The organism is Pseudomonadota bacterium, assembly GCA_016719885.1.
Classification (GTDB): Bacteria; Pseudomonadota; Gammaproteobacteria.
This window is the reverse complement of the sequence record JADJYF010000001.1, coordinates 501,907-522,587: the sequence shown is the minus strand read 5'-3', so window position 1 is coordinate 522,587 and position 20,681 is coordinate 501,907. Positions and strand designations below refer to the sequence as shown.

The window sequence follows — 20,681 nt, the reverse complement described above, 5'->3', positions numbered from 1 at the left end:
AACAAACACGATTCGAGATCCACGCACCGGAGTGCATGGCCGCAGACGCATCACGGGGATGGTACCGCCAGCTACGCGCGGCGGTGGCCGGCGGTTCAGCGCCTCACCCCGTCGCACTTCGCGGCGGCGGGGTGAGGCGGGCCGGCTCAGGCCGAGTGCAGGCCGAAGATCGACACGCTGGCGACGTTGCGGAACGGATGACCGCCGAGGTTGTGGGTCAGGCCCAGGCTCGGCGACTTCAACTGGCGCTTGCCGGCACGGCCGAGCAATTGCAGGTACATCTCGTAGGCCATGCGCAGGCCGCTCGCGCCGATGGGGTGACCAAAGCATTTCAGGCCGCCGTCGATCTGGCACGGCACCTGGCCATCGGCGTCGAACTTGCCGTCCAGCACGTCCTTGATCGCGCCGCCGGGAGTCGAGAGTCCGAGGTCCTCCATCACCACCAGTTCGGTCACCGAGAAGCAGTCGTGCACCTCGGTCATGTCGATCTGCGCGACGGGATTGGTGACGCCGGCTTCCTTGTAGGCGCGCTCAGCGGCGATGCGCGTGGTCAACAGGTAGCTGCCGTCCCATGCGGTGTTGGACATTTCGAGACCATTGCTCGGCGCGAGCTGCATGGCCTTGACCGTGACCATGTCCTTGATGCCCATCTCGCGCGCCTTCTCGACGCTGGTGACGATGGCGCAGGCCGCGCCGTCGCTGACGCCGCAGCAGTCATAGAGGCCGAGCGGGTAGGCGATCATCGGCGCATTCATCGCCTGCTCTTCGGTGATGGCCTTTTGCAGGTGGGCCTTGGGATTCAAGGCGCCGTTCTGATGACTCTTGTAGGAGATGTGCGCCATGGCGCGCTTCAGATCCTTCGGATCGCAACCATGCTTGGCGGTGTAGGCGCTGGCGAGCTGCGCGAAGGCGCCGGGGGCGGTGGCGTTCGGCAGCCACAGGTCATCGAAACTGCCCTTGGTGCGTTCCGGCAGGCCGCCGTAGCCGGTGTCCTTCAATTTCTCGACGCCGACCGCCAGCGCGAAATCGCAGGCGCCGGCCGCCACCGCGTACACCGCGCCGCGCAGGGCCTCGGTACCGGTCGCGCACAGGTTCTCGACGCGCGTGACGGGAATGTTGGGCAGGCGCAGCGACATGCTGAGCGGCAGCGCCGACTTGCCGGCGCTCTGCTCCTGGAAGAACAGGCCCAACCACGCCATTTCAATCTGCTCGCGGGAGATCTTGGCGTCGGCGAGGGCCTCGGTGAAGGCTTCGACGATCAGCTCTTCCGGCCCGCAGTCCCAACGTTCGCCGAAACGCGAACAGCCCATGCCGATAATCGCGACCCTGTCTTTGATGCCTTTGGCCATGTGTATGCTCCTGAAGCTTGCGATGCTGTGTGGGCGACGGTGGGACTCAGCCCAGCAGCGGCGCGGGTTTCCAGAAATAACGGCGGAACTTGCGCTTGTGATCGAAATCCTTGATGCGGAACACCATGCGCACCGCATCGCCGACCTTGACCTGGCCGGCCGTGAAGTCGGTGAATTCCAGCATGATGTTGGCGCCGTCGTCGAATTCGACGTTGCCGTAGATATAGGGCGGCGAAGGCGTATAGGCCAGCCAGTCCTCGGTGAATGACTTCACGCGGCCGGTAAGATTGGACAGCGTCTCGCCGTCCTGGGAATCAGACGACGCGCATTTCACGCACACAAGCGAACGCGGGAACTGCAGGGTGTTGCACACCCGGCAGCGCCCGCCCAGCATGGAATTGATGTCGCGGCGCTTGCGGTAATAGGCCGACAGCGCGGTGCGATTGTCGCGCTCGGAGCGCAGGCCGAAGTCGATGTCGAGCTGTCCGCGCAGCGACAGGAAATAGGTGTAGTTGTCGCTCACGCGGCACTGCTCGAGGTAGCGTTGCGGCCCGCGCCCGCCCTGGATGGTCGACAGCTGCGGCGTGGTCTGGACGAGAATGGCGTCGGCGCCCTGGCCGAAACCCACCACCAGGATGCGCTCGTTGGCGCCGGCCTCGGCCAGCACCTTGGCCAGCATCAGCATCGGCTGCGCGACGCCGCAGTCGCCGACTTTCGCGCCCAGCGTATCGGCGAAGCGCTTGATGTCGATGCCGAGACGCTTGGCCAGCGCGCGCGCGGTGTCGACCGAGCCATGCAGCACCACGTGATCGATGTCCGACAGGGACACGCCGGCGCGCTGCGCCACTTCTTCGATGACCTCGGGCACGATCTTGAGATAGCCCTCTTCGCGCACCCAGCGTTCTTCCAGGCTGTAGTCGAAATCGGCGTCGGACGAGCGGTACTGGTCGACGAGATCCTCGTGGCGCGAGGCGCTGGCGAGGAACACCGCCACCGGTTTGCCTTCGCCGACCAGCAGCGCCGCGGCGCCGTGGCCGTAGAGCATGTCCTGGGCGCTGCCCGGCCGCGTGTCGCGGCAGTCACTCGCCAGCAGCAGCGATGTTTGTCCGCCGTGCGCCATGCGCGCCAGCGCGCTGGTGGCGGCGCGGCGGCTGCCGGCGAGATCTTCGGTCGCCATGCGGTTGTCGAGATTGAGCGCGTCGGCGATGACGCCGCTGTTGCTGCGATCGGCGAACGGCAAGGTGGTCGAGGCCAGCGCCAGGTGCGGCGGCACGACGTCGATGCCGTTGAGGCAGTCGCGGCCCGCTTCCACCGCCATGGTCAGCGCGTCTTCGTCCCAGTTGGCGACCGAGCGTTCGCCGGCGGCGAGGCCGCGCAGCGAAGGCACTGCCCAGCCTATCGCACTCAGGATGCCCTGGCGCGACAGGCGCAGGGGCGGAATGTAGGCGCCGAAGGAAAGAATGCCGTAAGTCATGCGTTGCTTTGCTCGTTAGCTGAATAGGTACCTGAAGGACACGCGAGTGTACTAAACCACGCCGGCGGCGCGCAGCCGCGCGATCGACGCCGCGTCGAAACCGAATTGAGCCAGCACAGCGTCGGTATGCTCGCCGACCAGCGGCGGGCGCACTTGCGGTGGACTGATGGTCGAGAAATCGAGCGGCAGACGCGGCACCGGCGCCGGCCTGTCGAACTCGGGGAAGGACATCGCGCCGAGGAACTCCATGGCGCGGATCTGCGGATGGGCCATGGCGCCCTCCATGTCCAGCACCGGCCCGCAGGGCACCCCGGCCTTGGCCATGACGTCGATGATCTCCTCGTTGCTGCGCGTCGCGCACCACGCCGCCACCACTTCGCACAGCTCGTCGCGGTGTTCGCCGCGCAGCTCGTCGGTCGCGTAGTTCGGGTTCGACAGCCAGTGCTCGGCTCCCAGCGCACGCGCGACGTTGGCGAACAGGCCGTTGCCCAGCACCTGGGTGATGACGTGGCCGTCGCGGGTCTTGAAGATGTCGGTCGGACCGCTGGTCTGGCCGCGTGTGCCGCTCGGTTGACGGTTGAGGCCGAGGATCGCCTGCTCGATGATCAGCGGACTGAAGGCCGCCACGCCGCTGCCGAGCAGGGACGCCTGCACATGCTGGCCTTCGCCGCAGTTGCGGCGGTGATAGAGCGCGGCCAAGGTGCCGAAAGCGCCCAGCACCGCGGTGCTGTAATCGACGAAGGGCGTGGCGCTGCGCGACGGCTGACCGGGCGTGCCGGACATGTAGGCCGAACCGGACATCACCTGGCCGAGGCCGTCGAAGCCACCCCGCTCGGCCCACGGTCCACGGTGGCCGAAGGCGGTCTGGGTGGTGAGGATGATGTCGGGCTTGATGGCGCGCAGGGTGTCGTAGTCGAGGCCCATGCGCTTGAGCACCCTGGGCGGCATGTTGGCAATCACCACGTCGGCGCCGCGCACCAGCTGCGCCACCACCTGCGCGGCGTCGGGGTGCTTGAGATCCAGCGTCAGGCTGCGCTTGTTGACGCCGGTCTCCATGAAGATGGCGCTGGCGGTGTCGCTGAGCGGCCCGACGAAACGATCTTCGCCGCCGCCCGGCTTCTCGATGCGGATCACGTCGGCGCCGAGGAAACCCAGCAAGGCCGCGCAGTAGGGCCCGGCGATGTAGCGCGAAAAGTCGAGCACGCGCACGCCGGTCAGAACATTCGCTTGGGTCATGTCAGCTCGCAGGTGTTGGAATGGGCCGCCGTCGCGAGACGGCGCTCGCGGAGTGTAACCAAGCCCGCGGCGGCGACCTACCCCCCGTTCGCGGAGGCCCATAACGAACACGCCCCGCACTGCGGGGCGTGTGGGTCGCGCACTGGCGAGCGGGGTTCAGGCTGCCTTGCGGCGCGCCCAGCCGAGCGCCGCGCAGGCCCCGAGCAGCAGCGGCAGCGAGGCCGGGAGGGGCACCGGTGCCGGCGCGCCCGGCACCAGCACGTAACCGGCGGCGTCGTTGCCGGTCACGATGGCGGTCGCGACGTCGGCGCCGAAACCGTGGTTCCAGGCTGCGAGGAAGGTCGGCGGATTGGCGGTCGTTTCACTCGATTTGACGATGAAGTCGCCCCAGATCGGTCCGAGCGTCGAATGCAGCGTGACGGTGAAGGCAAAGGTGTTGGCCGGGAAGATCCATTCCAGGCCGGAGAGGCTCAGGGTCTGGGGCGCCGACACCAAGCCCACCTGCGCGCTGTGAATGGCGGACGTGGTGAGTCCGGCGGCGGGCGAGAAGCATTCCACCACGCTGCAGCTCGCGGATATCAATGAAGCGGCATTGAACAGGCTGCCGACCTCGAGATCGAAGCGCGCCACCTGCTTCTGCGCGGTCGAACCGGCGATGAAGGTATAGGAATACGCCCAGTCGTTGGCGCTGACCTGGTCGACCGTGTAGCTCAGACGCACACCCTTGTTGGTCGCGCTGCTGCCGGTGGCCGCCCAGGCGTTGCCGCTCGCGTCGGCGTCGTTGTCGCCGGCCAGCACGCCCGCGGCATTGCGCAGGTTGGCGACTTCGCCGCTGTACAGTGCGGCCTGCGCCTGGCCGGCGACGCCGAGTGCTCCCGCGGCGAGCAGGCACAGTGTCTTGATGTTGTTATTCAATTCGAATCTCCCTGGTCCGGTTTCTCATGGGGCACGCGGGCGAAAACGACGCGAGGCGGACTTCCGCATGCCAGCGGCTGGGATGCTCCGGGGTCAGGTGCCAGAAATGAAATATGAACTGCCGTGCCTTTTGCGCCTGGCGACAACTGATTGCGGAACTGCTTAACGCTTTCGGCAGCGGTAACAAAATTTGACATCGTCGCGCGCCATGCCCGGCGCGGCGATGCCTGGCGGACTCAGCGGATGATGACCCGGATCGCTTCGAAGGCCTCGGCGAACAGGCTGCCACACTGCACGCCGCGCACCCGCGCCAGGCCCTCGATGTATTCCGGTGCGGCATAGCTGCGAAAGCCCTGGGAGCGGTAATGGGCGAGCGCATCTATCTTGCCGCTCAGGTGTGCCTGGGTGAGGCACACGAAGGCCGAGTTTTCGAACGAAGTCACGTTCTGCGGCAGCTCGTAGCCGAGCAGGGTCGAACGTTTGAAGGCGCGAAAGCCCTCGGCGTAAACGGTGGCGTGGTCCTGGTGGTTGTCGAAGGAACTCGGCAGGAACACCACGTCCGGCTGGTAATCCTTGTTCAACTGGTAGAAGCGCTCGAGGATAGCTTGGCGATGGTCGGGAAAGTAGCGCACCGGAAAGCCATCGACCTCGATGGCGCTGGCCGCCACGCCGATCGCCTGCACGCAGGCCCGGCATTCATGCTCGAGCACGTCCGGCGCGAGGCCGGCCGGCACCGATTCCTCGCAGCGGCTCAAGGCCAGGTAACGCACCGTCACGCCGAGTTCGGTCAAGCGCAACATGGTGCCCGCGCAGCCGAATTCGTCGTCGGTATGCGCGCACAGCACCAGCGCGCGCTGCACGCCGTTCAATACTGAAATCATATCGTCCCTATTTGGGTTTCTTGTCCAGGACCTTGCCCGGGTTGCCGACGATGACCTGCCGCGGCGCGACGTCGCGCAATACCACGGCGCCGAGGCCCAAGGTCGCGCCAGCGCCGATGCTGGCCTGGTTCATGATGGTAACACTGGGCGCCACCCACGCACCGTCACCCACCGTCACGCTGCCGCCGAGCATGGTATTGGCGATCACCACCGTGTTGTGACCAAGCACGACGTTGTGCGCGACATGCACGAGGTTGTCTATCTTGCTGCCCTGCCCGATCACGGTATCGCCCAACGAACCTCGGTCGATACAGGTGTTGGAACCGATCTCGACGTTCGCCTCGATGCGCACGCCGCCGAGATGGGGAAAACGCCAATAGGCGCCTTTGGCATCCTTCTCGTAGCCGAAGCCCGGCAAGCCGATGGTGCAATTGCAGCCGATGCGCACGCCGGCGGCGACCTCGCAATTGGCGATGACGGTATTGGCGCCGACCGACACCCCGTCGCCGAGTCGCACCTTGGGACCGATCACGCAGCCGAGGCCGAGCATGACGTCACGGCCGATGACGGCGTCGACGGCAATCGGCGACTGTCCCAGACGCGGCAGGTCGATGTGACTCAGGTGCTCGAAAAAATGGCCCACCACGCGGATGAAGGCGAGCTTGGGATCGGCGCACAGGGCCACGCTGAAAGCCGGCTCCGCCTCGATCACCGCGCTGTCCGGCACGATCAACAGGCAGCCTGCGAAGCGTTGCCAGCGCAGGGGATCTCGCGCGAGGTTCTTCGGCGATATCCACGCCATTTCGCCACTCACGGCCTCGTGGTCGCGCGCCACGCCGTCGACTTGGGCATCGCCTGTCGCGCCGATGAGATCGCTGAGCAGTCCGTGCTCACGCAGGAATGAAGTGATGTCGGCGACGTGGGGCATGCGAGGCTTCCGCCATTAATCTGTGCGCGTGGCAGCTTGCCATGCGAGAATGCACGTCAATCAACGCAGCCTGATCATGCCTCTCGTCAAGAGGCATGGTTCCTGCCGCCTCGACAGGCTGGCCCGGCGCCACACGGATGTCGATTTAGAAGAATACAAGAATGCGCGAAGTTCACCAGCAGAAAATTTTGGTCCTGCTCTACAACAAGTTCACGAACGACTCTCGCGTTCTGAAGGAATGTACGTCGCTGGCGGCGGCCGGCTATCGCGTCGAGTTATGGGCCACCTACGACGCTGCATTGCCCGAATACGAGGTCATCAACGGATTCGAAGTGCGGCGCAAGTTCGGCAAGCCGAGCCCCGTCGTGAAACAGCACGAGCCGGGCAAGCTCAAACCGAAGCCCCACGCCGCTCGCGCCGCCCGGGCGGCCTTGCGTCGCCATGTCGGGCGGGCCACTTACCAGGTGCTGCGTGGCGCGGCGCTGATACTCAGACAAGTTGCACCGCGCATCCATGACCGCGCCAAGGCCCGATACATCAGGCTGGAAAACGCGCGTGTACAAGCCCGCAAGGAAGCGGCCGCCGCGCAGAAGCGCGCCAGCCTGCAGGGCGCCCCCAAGCCGCCGCGCCCCGGTCCGCCGCGCCCACCCGCCAAGCTGCCGGCCGTACCCGAGTTCGACTTCATCCACTGCAACGACCTCTTGCCGCTGCCGTTCGCGGTCGAGATGAAGATGCGCGACCCGCGCATCAAGATCATCTACGACTCCCACGAGTACCAGACCGAGTCGGCAGGCGTGACCCTGCGCCCCGACAAGAAGCGGCAGTTCGAGCAACTGGAGCGCGACAACATTCCCCATGCCGACCAGGTGATCGTGGTCGGCGATTCTATTGCCCGTGAGTACGAACGGCTTTACGGGCTCAAGCAGGTGCACGTGGTGCGCAACTGCCCGACACTCACGCCGGACCAGCCGCGCAATGAATATTTCCGCGAGAAATTCAGCCTCGCCGACGACGACCTCATCTTCCTCTACCAGGGTGGCCTGGTAAAAAAGGTGCGCGGCCTGGAGGAGACGCTCAACTGCTTCGTGCGGCTGCACGAGGAAGGCTACCGGCGCCACCACGTGGTGTTCATGGGCTATGGCAACATGCAGGAAGACATCGAAGCCCAGGCGGCGCTGCATTCGAATATCCACTTTCATCCCGCCATCGCCCCGGAGCGCATTCCCGAGGTGAGTTCATCGGCCGACTACGGCACCATCTTCGCTCCCAACATCTGTCTGAGTTACTACTACAGCCTGCCCAATAAGCTGTTCGAGTACATCGTGTGCGGATTGCCCATCGTCACCACGCCGCTGTACGACATGCGCATGCTGATCCAGAGCGAAGGGATCGGCGCCACCACCGCCGACTTCAGCGAGCAGGCGATCTTCGATACCGTCAAGAGCATCACCGCGCGGCCCGATCCAGAGTTGCGCGCGCGCATCCGTGCGCTGCATCGCGACAAGTACAACTGGGGCATCGAAGAGCGCACCTTGCTCGCCGTGTACCGGAACGCCTGAGCGCGGATGGTCGCCGGCATGGCCGAGCGCCGCGCTTGACGCCGGTCTATTGCCGCGCCGTGCACGCCCCTATACTCGATTCCTGACGAGGGCTGCCGCAGCCGTGCGGCGACAGACTGTTTCCCGGTGGAGGACGTTCATGATTTTTTCCGAATACAGCAAGTACGACGGCCTGGGCCTGGCCGAACTGGTTCGTCGTGGCGAGGTCTCGCCTAACGATCTCATCGACAGCGCCATCGACGCCATCGGGCGTTTGAATCCCAAGATCAACTGCGTCGTTCAGCAGTTGCCGCAACATGGCCGCAGCCAGGTCAAGCGCGGCCTGCCCTACGGGCCGTTCCGTGGCGTGCCGTTCCTGGTCAAGGAGTTCGGCATGCACTTCAAGGGCATGGTGACCTCGGCCGGTTCGCGCCTCGCCGCCGGCATCAAGTTCGACAGTGATTCGGAACTCATGCGCCGCTGCAACGCCGCGGGTCTGGTCACCATCGGCACCACCACCACGCCCGAGATGGCCTTCAACGCCAACTCCGAAGCGCTGGTCTATGGCCCGACGCGCAATCCCTGGAATCTCGATTACTCGGTGGGTGGATCATCGGGCGGCGCCGGCGCGGCGGTCGGCTCGGGCATGGTGCCCATCGCCCATGCCAACGACGGCGGCGGTTCGATCCGCATTCCCGGCGCCTGCAACGGCGTGGTCGGCATGAAGCCCAGCCGCGGCCGCACGCCTACCGGCCCGGACATGGGCATCTTCCTGTGGGGCATGGCGATTGAGTTCGCCGAGACGCGCAGCGTGCGTGACTCCGCCGCCCTGCTCGACGCGCTGCACGGCCCCGATGACGGCTACTTCTACCATGCCGAGCCGCCCAAGCGCAGTTTCCTCGCCGCCGCCATGTCGGCGCCCGGCCAGCTGCGCATCGGCGTGGTCGACAAGCTGCCCGGTTCGCGCAACACCGCGCCTGAGCAGAAGGCGCGCCTCAACGACACGCGCAAGCTCCTGGAAGACTTGGGCCACATCGTCGAGCCGGTCAAGATTGACTACGACATGGATGCATTCAACGAGTCGAGTGTTCGCCTGTGGGCGGTGACGCTGGGCTATTTCATGGACGAGTTCGCCGCCGCCACCGGCCGCAAGATCGGGCCCAAGACCTGCGAAGCGGTGACGCTCGAGGTGTACAGGTTCGCGCAGTCACTGAAGGCGCTGGAAATGGAGAAAGCCATGATCCAGCAGAACGCCGTCAGCCGCGCGGTGGGCGCGGTGATGCGCAAGTACGATGTGCTGCTGACGCCCGGCCTCGCGCGCGACGTGGCGAGGCTCGGCGAACTCGATCAGAACGCCAAGGATCTGGACATGATGGGCTGGTGGAATCACATCATCCAGAACTACTCGGCGTTCACGGCGCTGTTCAACACCACCGGTCAGCCGGCGGTGATGCTGCCGCTGTGGCAAGCCAAGTCCGGCCTGCCGCTCGCCATGCAGTTCGTGGGCCGCATGGGCGACGAGGAAACGCTCTACAGCCTGGCCGGCCAGTTGGAACAGGCCCTGCCGTGGAGCGGGCGCAAGCCAGCCAATTACGCTTGATGATGGCAGGACGCGACGGCAAGCGCCGCCGCGTCCTGCTTGCCGCGGACCGGTGTGCGAATGAATTCGCACCTACAGGACAGCGCGGCGCCTTGTAGGTGCGAATTCATTCGCACATCAAAAACCGCTCCCTCACCCCATCCCCGACGGCCGCTTCTGCAATTTCCTCTGCAAAGTGCGCCGATGCAGCCCCAGGCGCTTGGCCGCCACCGAGATATTGCCGTCGCACGCCAAGAGCGTGGTCTGGATATGCTCCCATTCCAGGTGTTCGAGCGGCGTCGGCCGGCTCGCCACTTCGACGCTCGCATCGCCGGCCTGGCGGGCGAAGGCCGCGACTATCTCATCGGCATCGGCGGGCTTGGTCAGGTAATGCACGGCGCCGAGCTTGATGGCCTGCACGGCGGTCGCGATGCTGGCGAAGCCGGTCAACACCACGATGCGCGCGCCCGGGCAGCGCGCAAGCAACGGCGTGATGAACTCCAGACCCGAGTCTTCACCGAGTCGGAGATCCAGCACCACGTCCTGCGGCGCGTCGCCGGCGGCCAGGGCCAGGCCCGCGGCGCAATCGGCGGCGACGCTGACCCGGTAGCCGCGCCGCGTCAGCGCCTTGGCCAGCACCGCGCGAAAGTCGGCGTCGTCGTCCACCACCAGGCAATGGCGTTCGCTCATGGCACCACCAGGCTCGCCAGCGGCAGGTGGATGTGGGCGTGGGTGCCGCACGGCGCCTGCGCATCGAGGCGCAGCGCACCACCGAGGCGTTCCAATATCGAGCGCGACAACAACAGCCCGATACCCATGCCTTCGCGCTTGGTGGTGACCGCCTCGTGGCCGAGGCGTGCGCGCAGGGCGGGCGCGATGCCGGTGCCGTCGTCGCGAATGTCGAGCCGGAGCTGGCGCTGGTCCCAGGCGCCGTCGATGTCGATGCGGCGCGCGCTGGCGTCGGCGGCGTTGTCGAGCACGTTGACGATGGCCTGGGTGATGACGCGGTCGGCGATGATGGCCGGCGCCGGCGCCACGCCCTGGCGTGCGAAGCGCACCTGCACTTCCGGACGGCGCTGACGCCATTCGTTGACCACGCCATCGAGATAGTCGTCCAGCGCCACGCGATGACCGCTGTCGGCTTGCAGGGCGCCGGCGTCGGCGCTCATGCGCGCCAGGATCTCGCGGCAACGCGTGACCTGCTCACGCAGGCGCGCGAGTTCGGCGCGCGCCTCCTCGTCCGTGACCAGGTGCTGCAATTCGCCGCTGGCGAGCGCGATGGTCGCGAGCGGCGTGCCGAGTTCGTGGGCGGTGGCGGCGGCCAGGGTGCCGAGCGCCATCAGGCGTTCGGCGGCCAGTGCTTCCTCGCGCAGGGCCGCCAGCTCGCGGTCGCGACCGCGCAGGCGCCGTGACAGGCGCGCGACGAACAGGCCCACGCACAGCGCGCTCAGGATGAAGCCGTACCACATGCCCCACACGTGAAGGTCGAAGCGTCCGGCCACCGCGTGCGCGTGGCGTTCCGGCAGGGCGACCAGCATGAGCGCGGTATAGGCGCCGATGGCGGTGAGCGCAATGCCGGTCATGTAGGCCAGCGGCATGGCCGCGGCGGCGAACACGATGGGCAGCAGGAACAGCGACACGAAGGGATTGAAGGCGCCGCCGGTCAGGTGGATGAGGGCCGACAACGCGGCGATGTCGGCCAGCGACTGCAACAGGTAGTGGCGCTCGCCCGGCGTCGTCACGCCGCGCGCCAGCCGCACCCAGCTGTACAGGGTGAATGCGCCGAGCAGCGCCAGCACCAGGCTGACCCGCGCCCACGGCACCGCCACGCCGAACCACGCATCCATGGCCGCCAGCGCGGCAAGTTGTCCGCCCATCACCACCAGCCGGATGAGCAGCAGGTAGCGCAGGGTGTGGTCGATGGTGGTGGTCATTGGGCTGGTTCCGGTTCGGCCTGCAGGCCGGGGGTGATTTTCTCATGGTTCATTCCCCAAAAGCCTAATGCCTGGGGCACGCCGGCCGCTAACGCGGGTTCATATCCCAAGGATGAATTCCCGATGAGCAAGCTCTGGGCCGATCTCCAACTCCGCAACAAGCTGCTGCTCGCCATGCTGGTGGCCGGCTTGCTGCCGCTCGGCGTCACGACCTACCTGGTCATGCGGGAATCCTCCGCGGCTTTGCAATCGGCCGCCTTCAATCAACTCGAATCTCTGCGTGAAGTGAAGAAATCGCAGGTCGAGCAGTACTTCAACCAACTGCATCAGCAGGTCCGCGAACTCGCGGAGAGCACCATGACGGTCGACGCCCTGCGCGAGTTGCGTGACGGCTTTCATGGCCTGCCGGATGACCTGCCATCCGATGCCGGGCACATGGCCGGCTATCGGGCCAAGCTCGAGGACTATTATCAACAGCAGTTCGCCAAGCACTACCAGGCCCAGACCGGCCAGGCCGTCGATGCCAAGGCCTTGCTGCCGCGCAGCCCGGCGTCGCTGCTCGCCCAGTATCTCTACATCGCCGACAACGGGCGCCCGCTCGGCACCAAGGACGAACTCATGGCCCACGCGGACGGCAGCCGCTACAGCCGTGCGCACGCACGCTTTCACCCACGCCTGCGCAGCTTTCTGAAGCGCTTCGGCTATTACGATATCTTCCTGATCGACGCGCGTACCGGTGACGTGGTCTACACCACGTTCAAGGAACTCGATTTCAGCACCAACCTGGCCAGCGGTCAGTACAAGGACACCGCCCTCGGCCGCGCCTATCGAAGCGCGCTGGCCGCGAGCGCCGATCAAAGCCGGCTCGAGGACTTCGCGCCCTACCTGCCGTCCTACGAAGGCGCCGCGTCATTCATAGGCGCGCCGATCTACGACGGTGACGAGAAGGTCGGCGTGCTGGTTTTCCAGATGCCGGTCGGCGAAATCAACGCCTTGATGGCACAACGCGCCGGGCTCGGCGAATCGGGCGAGACCTATCTCGTCGGCAGTGACCAGTTGATGCGCTCACAGTCACGTTTCTCCAAGGAGAACACCCTGCTGTCGCGCAAGATCGACACCGCCGCCGTGGTCGCCTCGTTTGCCGGCGGCGCCGGCCAGCAACGCATGCCCGACTATCGCGGCGTCGACGTGCTGTCGTCCTATACACCGCTCGAAATCGAAGGCGTGAAATGGGCGTTGCTGGCAGAGATCGATAGCGAGGAAGCGCTGGCGGCCGTCGCCACGCAACGCCGTGCGACCTTGATCTCGGCCACCGTCGCGGCCGTGCTGATTGCAGGCTTCGCCCTGCTGCTGGCCAATGGCATCGCACGCCGTGTACGCGGCGCGGCGGCCATCGCCGACAACATTGCCCACGGCAATTTCGAGAACAGCATAACGGTCGATGGCCGCGACGAGGTCGGCGAACTCCTCGGCGCGCTGGAACGCATGCAGAGCGTGTTGTTCGTGCAGATCATGGCGGAGAAGGAAGAAGCGCAACGCTTGAGCAGGGAGGCGAGCGTGCAAAAGGAAGAGGCGCTGCGCGCCGGCGAGGAAGCCAGCCGCCAGAAAGTGGCTGCCGAACAAATGGCGGCCTCGGTGCAAAAGGAAAAGGAAGAAGCGGCGCGCCTCAACCAGGCGCTGGAAAGCGCCGGCACCGCCATTACGCTGCTCGATCTGGAAGGCGCGGTGTCCTACGCCAATCCGCGCATGCGCACGCTCGCCGAGCAGCACCCGCGGGTGCTGGTGCGCAACGGCGGCCAGGTCGATTTTGCGGCATTGTGCGCCCGTGCGCCTGACCTCAAGCGCCTGGTCAGCACCCAGCAACATGTCGAGATCGAAGTGCGCTTCGAGCACAGCGTGTTCGGCGTGAGTTCCAACCCGGTCAACAATCTCGAAGGCCGGCACGCAGGCTACGTGCTGGAATGGACCGATCTGTCCGAACAGCGGCAGGCCGAGGACGCAATCAAGCAACTGCTGACGGCTGCCAACGCCGGCCTGCTCGATGACCGCATCGAGGCGCGCGGCTTCAGCGGCTTCACCGGCTGGATGGCCGAATCCATGAACGGCCTGCTCGACACCGTGAGCGTGCCGATCAAGGAAACCAGCAAGGTCATGCAGGCGGTCGCGGTCGGCGACTTGAGCAGCGACATCGACGGCCAGTACCAGGGCGAGTTCGCGCACCTGGCCGAGGCGGTCAACACCTGCATCGGCAACCTGCGCACCACCATCGCCGGCATCCAGGCCTCCATCGGCCGCGTTACCGGCAATGCCCAGGAGATCGCGTCCGGCAACGGCGAGTTGTCACGCCGCACCGAGGACCAGGCCCTGTCCTTGCAGCGCACCGCCTCGGCCATGGAGCAGCTGACCTCGACCGTCACCGCCAACGCCGAGAACGCCGGTCAGGCGCGCTCCATCACCGAAGCGACGTCCGAGCGCGCCGCCACCGGCAGCACGGTGGTGGGCCAGGCGGTGAGTTCCATGGGCGGCATCCAGACGTCCAGCAACAAGATTGCCGACATCATCGGCGTTATCGATGAAATCGCCTTCCAGACCAACCTGCTGGCCCTGAACGCGGCGGTCGAAGCCGCGCGCGCCGGCGATCAGGGCCGCGGCTTCGCGGTGGTGGCCGCCGAGGTGCGCGCGCTCGCGCAGCGCAGCGCCGGCGCCGCCAAGGAAATCAAGGTGCTGATCAAGGACAGCGTGGCGCAGGTCGACGGCGGCGCGAAGCTGGTCGATGAATCGGGCAACCGCTTCCAGACCATCGTCAAGGACATCACCAATCTCTCGACCATCATCGCGGAGATGGCCGGCGCCGCCAATGAACAGGCCGCGGGCCTGTCGGAAATCAACAGCGCCGTGATCGGTCTCGACGCCATCACCCAGCAGAACACCGCGCTGGTCGAAGAGATCGCGGCGGCCAGCGAAGCCTTGCGCAACGACGCGGTCGAGATGCAGAAACAGGTGGCCTACTTCCACTTGGGCAATGGCACGGTGGCGCCCAGGACTGCGCGCCCTCTTGCGACCGGAGATCGCGACAGCCTCGCCTCCTACATCGACGCCGCCGTCGCCTGAGGTTTCACGCCTCGCCGTCGGGTTCGAACCAGAGCTCGACGGCCGCAGCGTCCGCCTGCCGCAGTATGGCCTTGACCGCGAGGCCGATGCGCGGCGTGGCGCCGCGCCAGCGGCCGAGGGCGCGCGGCCCCTCGGCGAGGTCGACCGTCACCAGCGTGTAAGGCAGCTCATCGCGAAAGCCTACGTGAAAGGCATGGTGGGCGACGGTCCAGCTATGCACATGGCCGTGGCCGCTCGCCTGTCGCCAGCTCACGGCGTCACTGAAACAGGCGCTGCACAAGAGGCGCGGGTAATGGCGCAGCGTGCCGCAGGCGCCGCAGGCCTGCAGCAGCAGCCGGCCATCGCGGAGGCCCTGCCAGTAGGGCGCCGACAATGCGCTCTCCGGCGGCTCGGGCTTGGTGACTGTCTCCGTCATCGCCTCAACCCCGTCGCATGATGGCGAGCGCGCCATCGCCAAGATCGCCATAGCCCGTGACCAGGCCGAGTTCGGCGCCCGCCACCTGCGCGCGTCCGCCATCGCCGCGTAGCTGCCGCACCAGTTCGACGATGTGATTGAGTCCCCACACGTGGGCCTGGGACAAGAGCCCGCCGTGGGTATTGGTCGGCAGCGCGCCGCCGAGGCGCAGGCGGCCGTCGGCCACGAACGGGCCACCCTCGCCTTTCTCGCAGAAGCCCATGTCTTCGATCTGGCGGATCACGGCGTAGGTGAAACAGTCGTAGATCTCGGCGACCTGGATGTCAGCCGGTGTCACGCCGGCCATCGTGAACGCGCGCGGCGCGGCCTTGCCGATGCCGAGGCTGGTCATGTCGGGCCGCTGGGTGATGGAGGCCGGCGAATCCGGATGCCCGACCGCCACCCCCGAGATGAACACGCGGCGATGCCTGCAATCGGCCGCCACGTCGGCCGCGCTCACCACCACCGCCGCGCCGCCGTCGCTTTCCAGACTGCAATCCAAGAGGCGGAAAGGATCGGCAATCATGCGCGAGTTGCGATGGTCCTCGAGCGTGATGGGCTTGCTCATGATGGCGTTGCCGTTCAACAGCGCATGCTCGCGACAGGCCACTGCCACCGCGCCGAAATGTTCGACCGTGGTGCCGTAGAGCTCCATGTGGCGCCGCGCCATGGGCGCGTAGATCTGCGCCGGCGCGCTGTTGCCGAGCGGATGCTCGAACTCCGTCACGTAATGGAACTGCGGCATGTTGTGGATGCGCGCGCCGGCCTTGTTGCTGCCGGCGCTGACATTACGGCCGAAAGTGATCAGGACGTGACGACACACGCCGGTAGCAAGCACCGTGGCCGCCGCCTGCAGCGCCATCACCGGGCTCGCGCCGCCGTGCGGAATCAGCGCCGAGTAGCGCAGGTCGCGGATGCCGAAGTTGTCGACGAAGTCCTCGGCGATGCCGCTCACGATGCCGATGGGGATCACGCCATCGATATCCGAGGGATGGATGCCGGCATCGTTGATGGCCGCCAGCGACGCTTCTATCTGCAGCTCGAAGGCGGTCTTGCTCGAGCCGCGCATATAGGCGGTCTCGCCGATGCCGGACACGCAGGCCTGGTCGCGCAGCGCGATGCCGGCCATGTCAGGGCGCTGCCTTGCCGTCGCGCTTGGGCGCGCGCGGCAACAGTGCGTTGCCGATGATCTGCTTCATGGTTTCCACCGAACCACCGCCGATGCGGCACATGCGCGCATCGACGAAGGCGCGCGCGATGGGGTATTCGCACATGTAGCCCCAGCCGCCGAACAACTGCAGGCAGCGATCCATCACCCGCCCCTGCAGCTCGGTGCTGACCAGCTTGGCGGCGGCCGCGTCGGTCGCATCCAGCGCCGCGCGCAGATGCAGTTCCACGCAGCGGTCCACGAATACGCGCTGCATCATGATTTCCGCGTGCATGGCGGCGAGCTCGAAGCGGGTGTTCTGAAAATCCGCCAGGGTCTGGCCGAACATCTCGCGCTGCGCGACATAGTCCAGCGTCCAACGCAGCGCCGCCTCGGCGCTGGCGATGGCGCGGATGGCCTGGATCAAGCGTTCCTGCGCGAGCTGGGTCATGAGCATGGCAAAGCCATTGCCCTCGCTGCCGAGCACGTTGCTGACCGGCACGCGCAGGTCGCTGAAGAAGAGCTCGGCGGTGTCCTGGGCCTTGCAGCCGATCTTCTCGAGCCTGCGGCCACGCGTGAAACCCGGCCTGTCGGTTTCGACCAGCACCAGGCTCACGCCCTTGGCGCGCGCCCTGGGATCGGTCTTGCATGCGAGCAACAGCAGGTCGGCGCTGTGGCCATTGGTGATGAAGACCTTCTGGCCGTTGATGACGTAGTCGTCACCATCACGGATGGCCTGGGTGCGCATGGCCTGCACGTCGCTGCCGCCGGACGGTTCGCTCATGCCGAGCGCGGCCACCACTTCGCCGCGCGCCATGCGCGGCAGCCAGTGCTGCTTCTGCTCTTCGCTGCCGAAGTCGACCAGGTAAGGCGCGATGATGTCCGACTGCAGGTAGAAGGTCGGGCCGGTGGCGCCGGCAGCGGCGAATTCCTCGACCAGGATGGTCGAGTGCAGGAAGTCACCGCCCATGCCGCCGTAGGCTTCAGGCACGTTGCAACACAAAAGGCCGAGTTCGCCGGCGCGGGTCCACAACTCGCGCGGCACCTGGCCGGCGTGTTCCCATTCGGCGTGGTGCGGCGTCACATGCTCGGCAATGAAGCGTTGCACCGTGGCGCGAAACAGTTCGTGCTCGGCGCTGAACAGCGTGCGCGGGATCATGATGTCATCGGCCCTGCCAGTTCGGCTTGCGCTTTTCAGCAAAGGCCGCCGCGCCTTCGCGCGCGTCCTCGGACGCGATCACCGGGCCGGTGATGACCTGCTGCCGCGCGAACATCTCGTGCAAGGGCCAGTCGCGCTGCTCGACGATGACGCGCTTGCTGGCCGCCACCGACAGCGGTGCGTTGGCGATGATGCGCGCCGCCAGGCGTCGCGCCTCGGCCAGCGCTTCGCCCGGTTCGGTGAGCGTGTTGACGAGCCCCAGCGCGGCGGCGCGCTCGGCGTCCATCATGTCGCCGGTCAAGGCCAGCTCCATGGCGATGCGCGGCGGGATCAAGCGCGGCAGACGCAACAGCCCGCCGGCGCCGGCCGCCAGGCCGCGTTTCACTTCCGGGATGCCGAATTGCGCGTTGCGTGCGGCGACCGCCAGGTCGCAGGCCAGCATCGCTTCGCAGCCACCGGCCAGCGCATAGCCTTCCACCGCGGCAATCAGCGGCTTGTTGGGCGGCGTGAAGGCGATGCCCATGAGGCCGCGTCCCTCGATGCGGATCTGCTCACCGCGCAGGAAGGCCTTGAGATCCATGCCCGCGCAAAAATTGCCGCCGGCGCCGGTCAGGATGCCGACCCGGAGATCGTCACGCGCATCGAGCATGTCGACCGCTTCGCACACGCCGACCGACACCGCACGATTGATGGCATTGCGCGCCTCGGGACGGTTGATGGTGATCACCACCAGGCCGTCCGCCACCTCGACCAGTACTTCCGACATGGCGTCGCTCCCCTCGCCTGGTGTTTAAAGGACGGCTTCGGCGACCACGCGCAGTTCCTCGGCGCTGCTCGCCGACAGCACCATGGTGCCGATGTCACCGCGCTCGCCGGCCGCCTTCCAGCGTGTCAGTTGTTCGCGGATGTGTTCCGCCGGACCGACCAGGCAGCATTCGTCGATGTAGGCATCGGGCACCGCGGCTTCCGCTTCTTCCTTGCGTCCGGCGAGGTAGAGATCCTGGATCTTGACCGCCGCGTCGACGTAGCCGAGACGCCGCGTGTAGTCGTTGTAGAAGTTTTTCTCGCGCGCGCCCATGCCGCCGATGTAGAGCGCGAAGTGATGCTTGAGCTTGTCGCGGCAGGCCTTGAGATCGGGGCCCATGGCCATGCGTACGAAGGGCGCGAAGTCGAAGTTGTTGCGACCCTTGTCGCCGCCGGCGGCGGCGAAACCGGCATCGAGCGGCAGCGCGAACATGTTGGCGCGGTCGGGATTGGCCCAGATCATGAAGCAGCCATCGGCGATCTCGGCGGCGGTATTGATGCCCTTCTCGGTGGCGACGCCCATGTAGATGGGAATGTTCGGGTTACCGTGCAGGATGCTCTTCAGCGGTTTGCCGAGGCCCATCGCGCCGGGGCCGGTGTAGGGGATCTGGTAATGCTCGCCGTGGTGCTTGAGCGGCGCCTTGCGCTCGAAGATCTGGCGGATGATGGCAATGTATTCGCGCGTGCGCAGCAGCGGCTTGCCATAGGGCTGGCCGTACCAGCCCTCGATGACCTGCGGCCCCGACGGCCCGATGCCGAGCATGAAGCGCCCGCCGGAGAGCTGGTCCAGGGTCATGGCCGTCATGGCGGTCATGGACGGTGTGCGCGCCGCCATCTGCATCACCGCCGTGCCGGCCTTGATGCGCGTGGTCTGGGCCAGTACCCATGCCACCGGCGACACCGCGTCGGCGCCCCAGGCCTCGGCGCTCCACACCGAATCGAAACCGAGGCGCTCGGCCTCGAACACCAGGTCCATCGGCAGCTTCACCTGCGCGCCGGAATAGCCCAATACCATCCCCAGTTTCATTGCCTCTCCCCCTTGTGTCCTGGCTGCTCTTTTTTGTGGGTCCGATTTCAATCGGACACCGGAAACCGCAACGTCACGTCGCGCGCGACGCGCTAACGCACGTCTTTCAAGATCTCGCCGAACGCCTCGATCACTTCCAGGCATTCGCTGCGCGACGGGTAGTGCTGACCGGGATTGACCGGGTTGCGGGTGCGTATGCACAACCAGTCCGGATTGACCTTGTCTTTCATCTCGCCGAGCCGGTCTACCCACTTCTGCTTGTTGCCGAGACACAGGAACATGTTCTCGATGGTGTCCAGCATGTCGGTCGCCTCGGCGTCCGGCGACAGGCCCTTCTCCGCGTAGAAGCTCCACTCCCGCACCCAGCGATGGCCGTGCTTGGCGCGCACGTCCTTGTCGTTCGACAGCCAGCCTTCGAAGCCGATGGTGACCTGGAAATCGTGCTTGCCGCGCGCCGCGGCGCGTTCGCGCATGTCCTTCACCGCCGGCACCAGTTCATTGAAGGCGGGCGGGAACCACAGGCACCAGCCTTCGTAGTCCAGCGCGCGCTGCATGGCCTTGGGCGCGAAGGCGCCGATCCAGATCGGCGGGCGCGGCTTCTGGTAGGGATGGGGCGTGAGACGCACACCTTCGTACTGGAAGTACTTGCCCCGGTAGTTGAACTCTTCCTCGGTCCAGGCGCCGACGATGCAGTCCATGGTCTCTTCGAAGCGCGCGCCGCGGCCTTCGAAGGGCACGCCGAAGCAACGGAAGTAATCCTGGTGGTAGCCGACCCCGGCGCCGAACACCAGGCGACCGCGACTGATGTTGTCGATGGCGGACAAGGTTTCGGCCAGGTGAATCGGATGGTGGAAGGTCGGCTGGATGACGGTGCTGGCGATCTGCACGTGACGGGTCTGGGCGGCTAGCACCATCATCAGCGAGGTGGCATTCGGCCACCAGGTCTCGGGCCGTTGATGCCGCTCCGGCACCCACAGGCCGTCGAAGCCGACCTTCTCGGCCAGCACGCCCTCGGCGATGCAATGCTCCATCGCGTCGGCAACGTCGTCGGGCTTGGGCTGGGTGGTTTGATCGTAGACACCGAAATGGGTGTCGGGCATGAAAGCGATTTTCATGATCGGTGTGGCTCCGTCGGAATTGAAACG

The 20,681-nt window shown here is 66.2% G+C and carries 17 protein-coding genes; 3 read left to right on the top strand and 14 right to left on the bottom strand.

The features are described 5' to 3' along the window. Window positions 1-146 precede the first annotated feature (146 nt). From IPM80_02350 to IPM80_02325, 6 genes are all read right to left on the bottom strand, one after another. Window positions 147-1,349, bottom strand: a complete 1,203-nt coding sequence (locus tag IPM80_02350; protein ID MBK8957286.1) for an acetyl-CoA acetyltransferase — start codon at window positions 1,347-1,349, stop codon at window positions 147-149. 46 nt (window positions 1,350-1,395) lie between these two features. Further along, window positions 1,396-2,823 carry an OB-fold domain-containing protein gene (locus IPM80_02345; GenBank protein MBK8957285.1) on the bottom strand — a complete coding sequence of 476 codons (1,428 nt, stop codon included), beginning with the start codon at window positions 2,821-2,823 and terminating at the stop codon, window positions 1,396-1,398. A gap of 51 nt (window positions 2,824-2,874) precedes the next feature. Further along, complete coding sequence (locus tag IPM80_02340; protein ID MBK8957284.1) at window positions 2,875-4,059, bottom strand: CoA transferase; 1,185 nt, start codon at window positions 4,057-4,059, stop codon at window positions 2,875-2,877. Between the two features lie 156 nt (window positions 4,060-4,215). Continuing rightward, window positions 4,216-4,974 carry a hypothetical protein gene (locus IPM80_02335; protein MBK8957283.1) on the bottom strand — a complete coding sequence of 253 codons (759 nt, stop codon included), beginning with the start codon at window positions 4,972-4,974 and terminating at the stop codon, window positions 4,216-4,218. 236 nt (window positions 4,975-5,210) lie between these two features. Further along, a complete protein-coding gene (locus tag IPM80_02330) occupies window positions 5,211-5,855 on the bottom strand; it encodes a PIG-L family deacetylase (protein MBK8957282.1) in 645 nt (214 codons plus the stop codon). 7 nt (window positions 5,856-5,862) lie between these two features. Further along, the gene (locus IPM80_02325; GenBank protein ID MBK8957281.1) at window positions 5,863-6,783 is read right to left on the bottom strand and encodes a hypothetical protein; all 921 of its coding nucleotides are present in this window, start codon (window positions 6,781-6,783) and stop codon (window positions 5,863-5,865) included. Between the two features lie 161 nt (window positions 6,784-6,944). On the opposite strand from IPM80_02325, the gene IPM80_02320 reads away from it, so the two are divergent. Then, window positions 6,945-8,342, top strand: coding sequence for a glycosyltransferase (locus tag IPM80_02320; protein ID MBK8957280.1), 1,398 nt, complete (start codon window positions 6,945-6,947; stop codon window positions 8,340-8,342). Between the two features lie 139 nt (window positions 8,343-8,481). Continuing rightward, complete coding sequence (locus tag IPM80_02315) at window positions 8,482-9,921, top strand: amidase (protein MBK8957279.1); 1,440 nt, start codon at window positions 8,482-8,484, stop codon at window positions 9,919-9,921. A gap of 132 nt (window positions 9,922-10,053) precedes the next feature. Here IPM80_02315 and IPM80_02310 read toward each other — a convergent pair whose 3' ends face one another. Continuing rightward, window positions 10,054-10,590: a response regulator gene (locus IPM80_02310; protein MBK8957278.1), complete on the bottom strand. Its 537-nt coding sequence runs from the start codon at window positions 10,588-10,590 to the stop codon at window positions 10,054-10,056. Next, complete coding sequence (locus tag IPM80_02305; GenBank protein ID MBK8957277.1) at window positions 10,587-11,834, bottom strand: HAMP domain-containing histidine kinase; 1,248 nt, start codon at window positions 11,832-11,834, stop codon at window positions 10,587-10,589. Before IPM80_02305 ends, IPM80_02310 begins: the two co-directional genes overlap by 4 nt. Window positions 11,835-11,957: 123 nt before the next feature. On the opposite strand from IPM80_02305, the gene IPM80_02300 reads away from it, so the two are divergent. Next, window positions 11,958-14,945 carry a HAMP domain-containing protein gene (locus tag IPM80_02300; GenBank protein ID MBK8957276.1) on the top strand — a complete coding sequence of 996 codons (2,988 nt, stop codon included), beginning with the start codon at window positions 11,958-11,960 and terminating at the stop codon, window positions 14,943-14,945. 4 nt (window positions 14,946-14,949) lie between these two features. On the opposite strand, the gene IPM80_02295 is transcribed toward IPM80_02300, so the two are convergent. The 6 genes from IPM80_02295 to IPM80_02270 all read right to left on the bottom strand — a co-directional run bounded on the left by IPM80_02295 (window position 14,950) and on the right by IPM80_02270 (window position 20,651). Next, the gene (locus tag IPM80_02295; GenBank protein MBK8957275.1) at window positions 14,950-15,360 is read right to left on the bottom strand and encodes a Zn-ribbon domain-containing OB-fold protein; all 411 of its coding nucleotides are present in this window, start codon (window positions 15,358-15,360) and stop codon (window positions 14,950-14,952) included. A gap of 4 nt (window positions 15,361-15,364) precedes the next feature. Next, window positions 15,365-16,519: a thiolase family protein gene (locus IPM80_02290; GenBank protein MBK8957274.1), complete on the bottom strand. Its 1,155-nt coding sequence runs from the start codon at window positions 16,517-16,519 to the stop codon at window positions 15,365-15,367. Between the two features lie 10 nt (window positions 16,520-16,529). Then, entirely contained in the window at window positions 16,530-17,705 is a 1,176-nt protein-coding gene (locus tag IPM80_02285; GenBank protein ID MBK8957273.1) for an acyl-CoA dehydrogenase family protein, read from the bottom strand. A 4-nt stretch (window positions 17,706-17,709) separates the two neighbouring features. Continuing rightward, on the bottom strand, window positions 17,710-18,471 hold the full coding sequence (locus IPM80_02280; GenBank protein ID MBK8957272.1) for a crotonase/enoyl-CoA hydratase family protein: 762 nt from the start codon (window positions 18,469-18,471) through the stop codon (window positions 17,710-17,712). A gap of 24 nt (window positions 18,472-18,495) precedes the next feature. Beyond that, on the bottom strand, window positions 18,496-19,536 hold the full coding sequence (locus tag IPM80_02275) for an LLM class F420-dependent oxidoreductase (protein ID MBK8957271.1): 1,041 nt from the start codon (window positions 19,534-19,536) through the stop codon (window positions 18,496-18,498). A gap of 92 nt (window positions 19,537-19,628) precedes the next feature. Further along, window positions 19,629-20,651 carry an LLM class flavin-dependent oxidoreductase gene (locus IPM80_02270; protein ID MBK8957270.1) on the bottom strand — a complete coding sequence of 341 codons (1,023 nt, stop codon included), beginning with the start codon at window positions 20,649-20,651 and terminating at the stop codon, window positions 19,629-19,631. Between the last annotated feature and the right edge of the window lie 30 nt (window positions 20,652-20,681).

What these genes read in the sequence shown, in the direction of transcription:
- IPM80_02350 (MBK8957286.1), bottom strand. Translation starts at nt 1,349, where the DNA reads ATGGCCAAAGGCATCAAAGACAGGGTCGCGATTATCGGCATGGGCTGT.
- IPM80_02345 (MBK8957285.1), bottom strand. Translation starts at nt 2,823, where the DNA reads ATGACTTACGGCATTCTTTCCTTCGGCGCCTACATTCCGCCCCTGCGC.
- IPM80_02340 (MBK8957284.1), bottom strand. Translation starts at nt 4,059, where the DNA reads ATGACCCAAGCGAATGTTCTGACCGGCGTGCGCGTGCTCGACTTTTCG.
- IPM80_02330 (MBK8957282.1), bottom strand. Translation starts at nt 5,855, where the DNA reads ATGATTTCAGTATTGAACGGCGTGCAGCGCGCGCTGGTGCTGTGCGCG.
- IPM80_02325 (MBK8957281.1), bottom strand. Translation starts at nt 6,783, where the DNA reads ATGCCCCACGTCGCCGACATCACTTCATTCCTGCGTGAGCACGGACTG.
- IPM80_02320 (MBK8957280.1), top strand. Translation starts at nt 6,945, where the DNA reads ATGCGCGAAGTTCACCAGCAGAAAATTTTGGTCCTGCTCTACAACAAG.
- IPM80_02315 (MBK8957279.1), top strand. Translation starts at nt 8,482, where the DNA reads ATGATTTTTTCCGAATACAGCAAGTACGACGGCCTGGGCCTGGCCGAA.
- IPM80_02310 (MBK8957278.1), bottom strand. Translation starts at nt 10,590, where the DNA reads ATGAGCGAACGCCATTGCCTGGTGGTGGACGACGACGCCGACTTTCGC.
- IPM80_02305 (MBK8957277.1), bottom strand. Translation starts at nt 11,834, where the DNA reads ATGACCACCACCATCGACCACACCCTGCGCTACCTGCTGCTCATCCGG.
- IPM80_02300 (MBK8957276.1), top strand. Translation starts at nt 11,958, where the DNA reads ATGAGCAAGCTCTGGGCCGATCTCCAACTCCGCAACAAGCTGCTGCTC.
- IPM80_02295 (MBK8957275.1), bottom strand. Translation starts at nt 15,360, where the DNA reads ATGACGGAGACAGTCACCAAGCCCGAGCCGCCGGAGAGCGCATTGTCG.
- IPM80_02285 (MBK8957273.1), bottom strand. Translation starts at nt 17,705, where the DNA reads ATGATCCCGCGCACGCTGTTCAGCGCCGAGCACGAACTGTTTCGCGCC.
- IPM80_02280 (MBK8957272.1), bottom strand. Translation starts at nt 18,471, where the DNA reads ATGTCGGAAGTACTGGTCGAGGTGGCGGACGGCCTGGTGGTGATCACC.
- IPM80_02275 (MBK8957271.1), bottom strand. Translation starts at nt 19,536, where the DNA reads ATGAAACTGGGGATGGTATTGGGCTATTCCGGCGCGCAGGTGAAGCTG.
- IPM80_02270 (MBK8957270.1), bottom strand. Translation starts at nt 20,651, where the DNA reads ATGAAAATCGCTTTCATGCCCGACACCCATTTCGGTGTCTACGATCAA.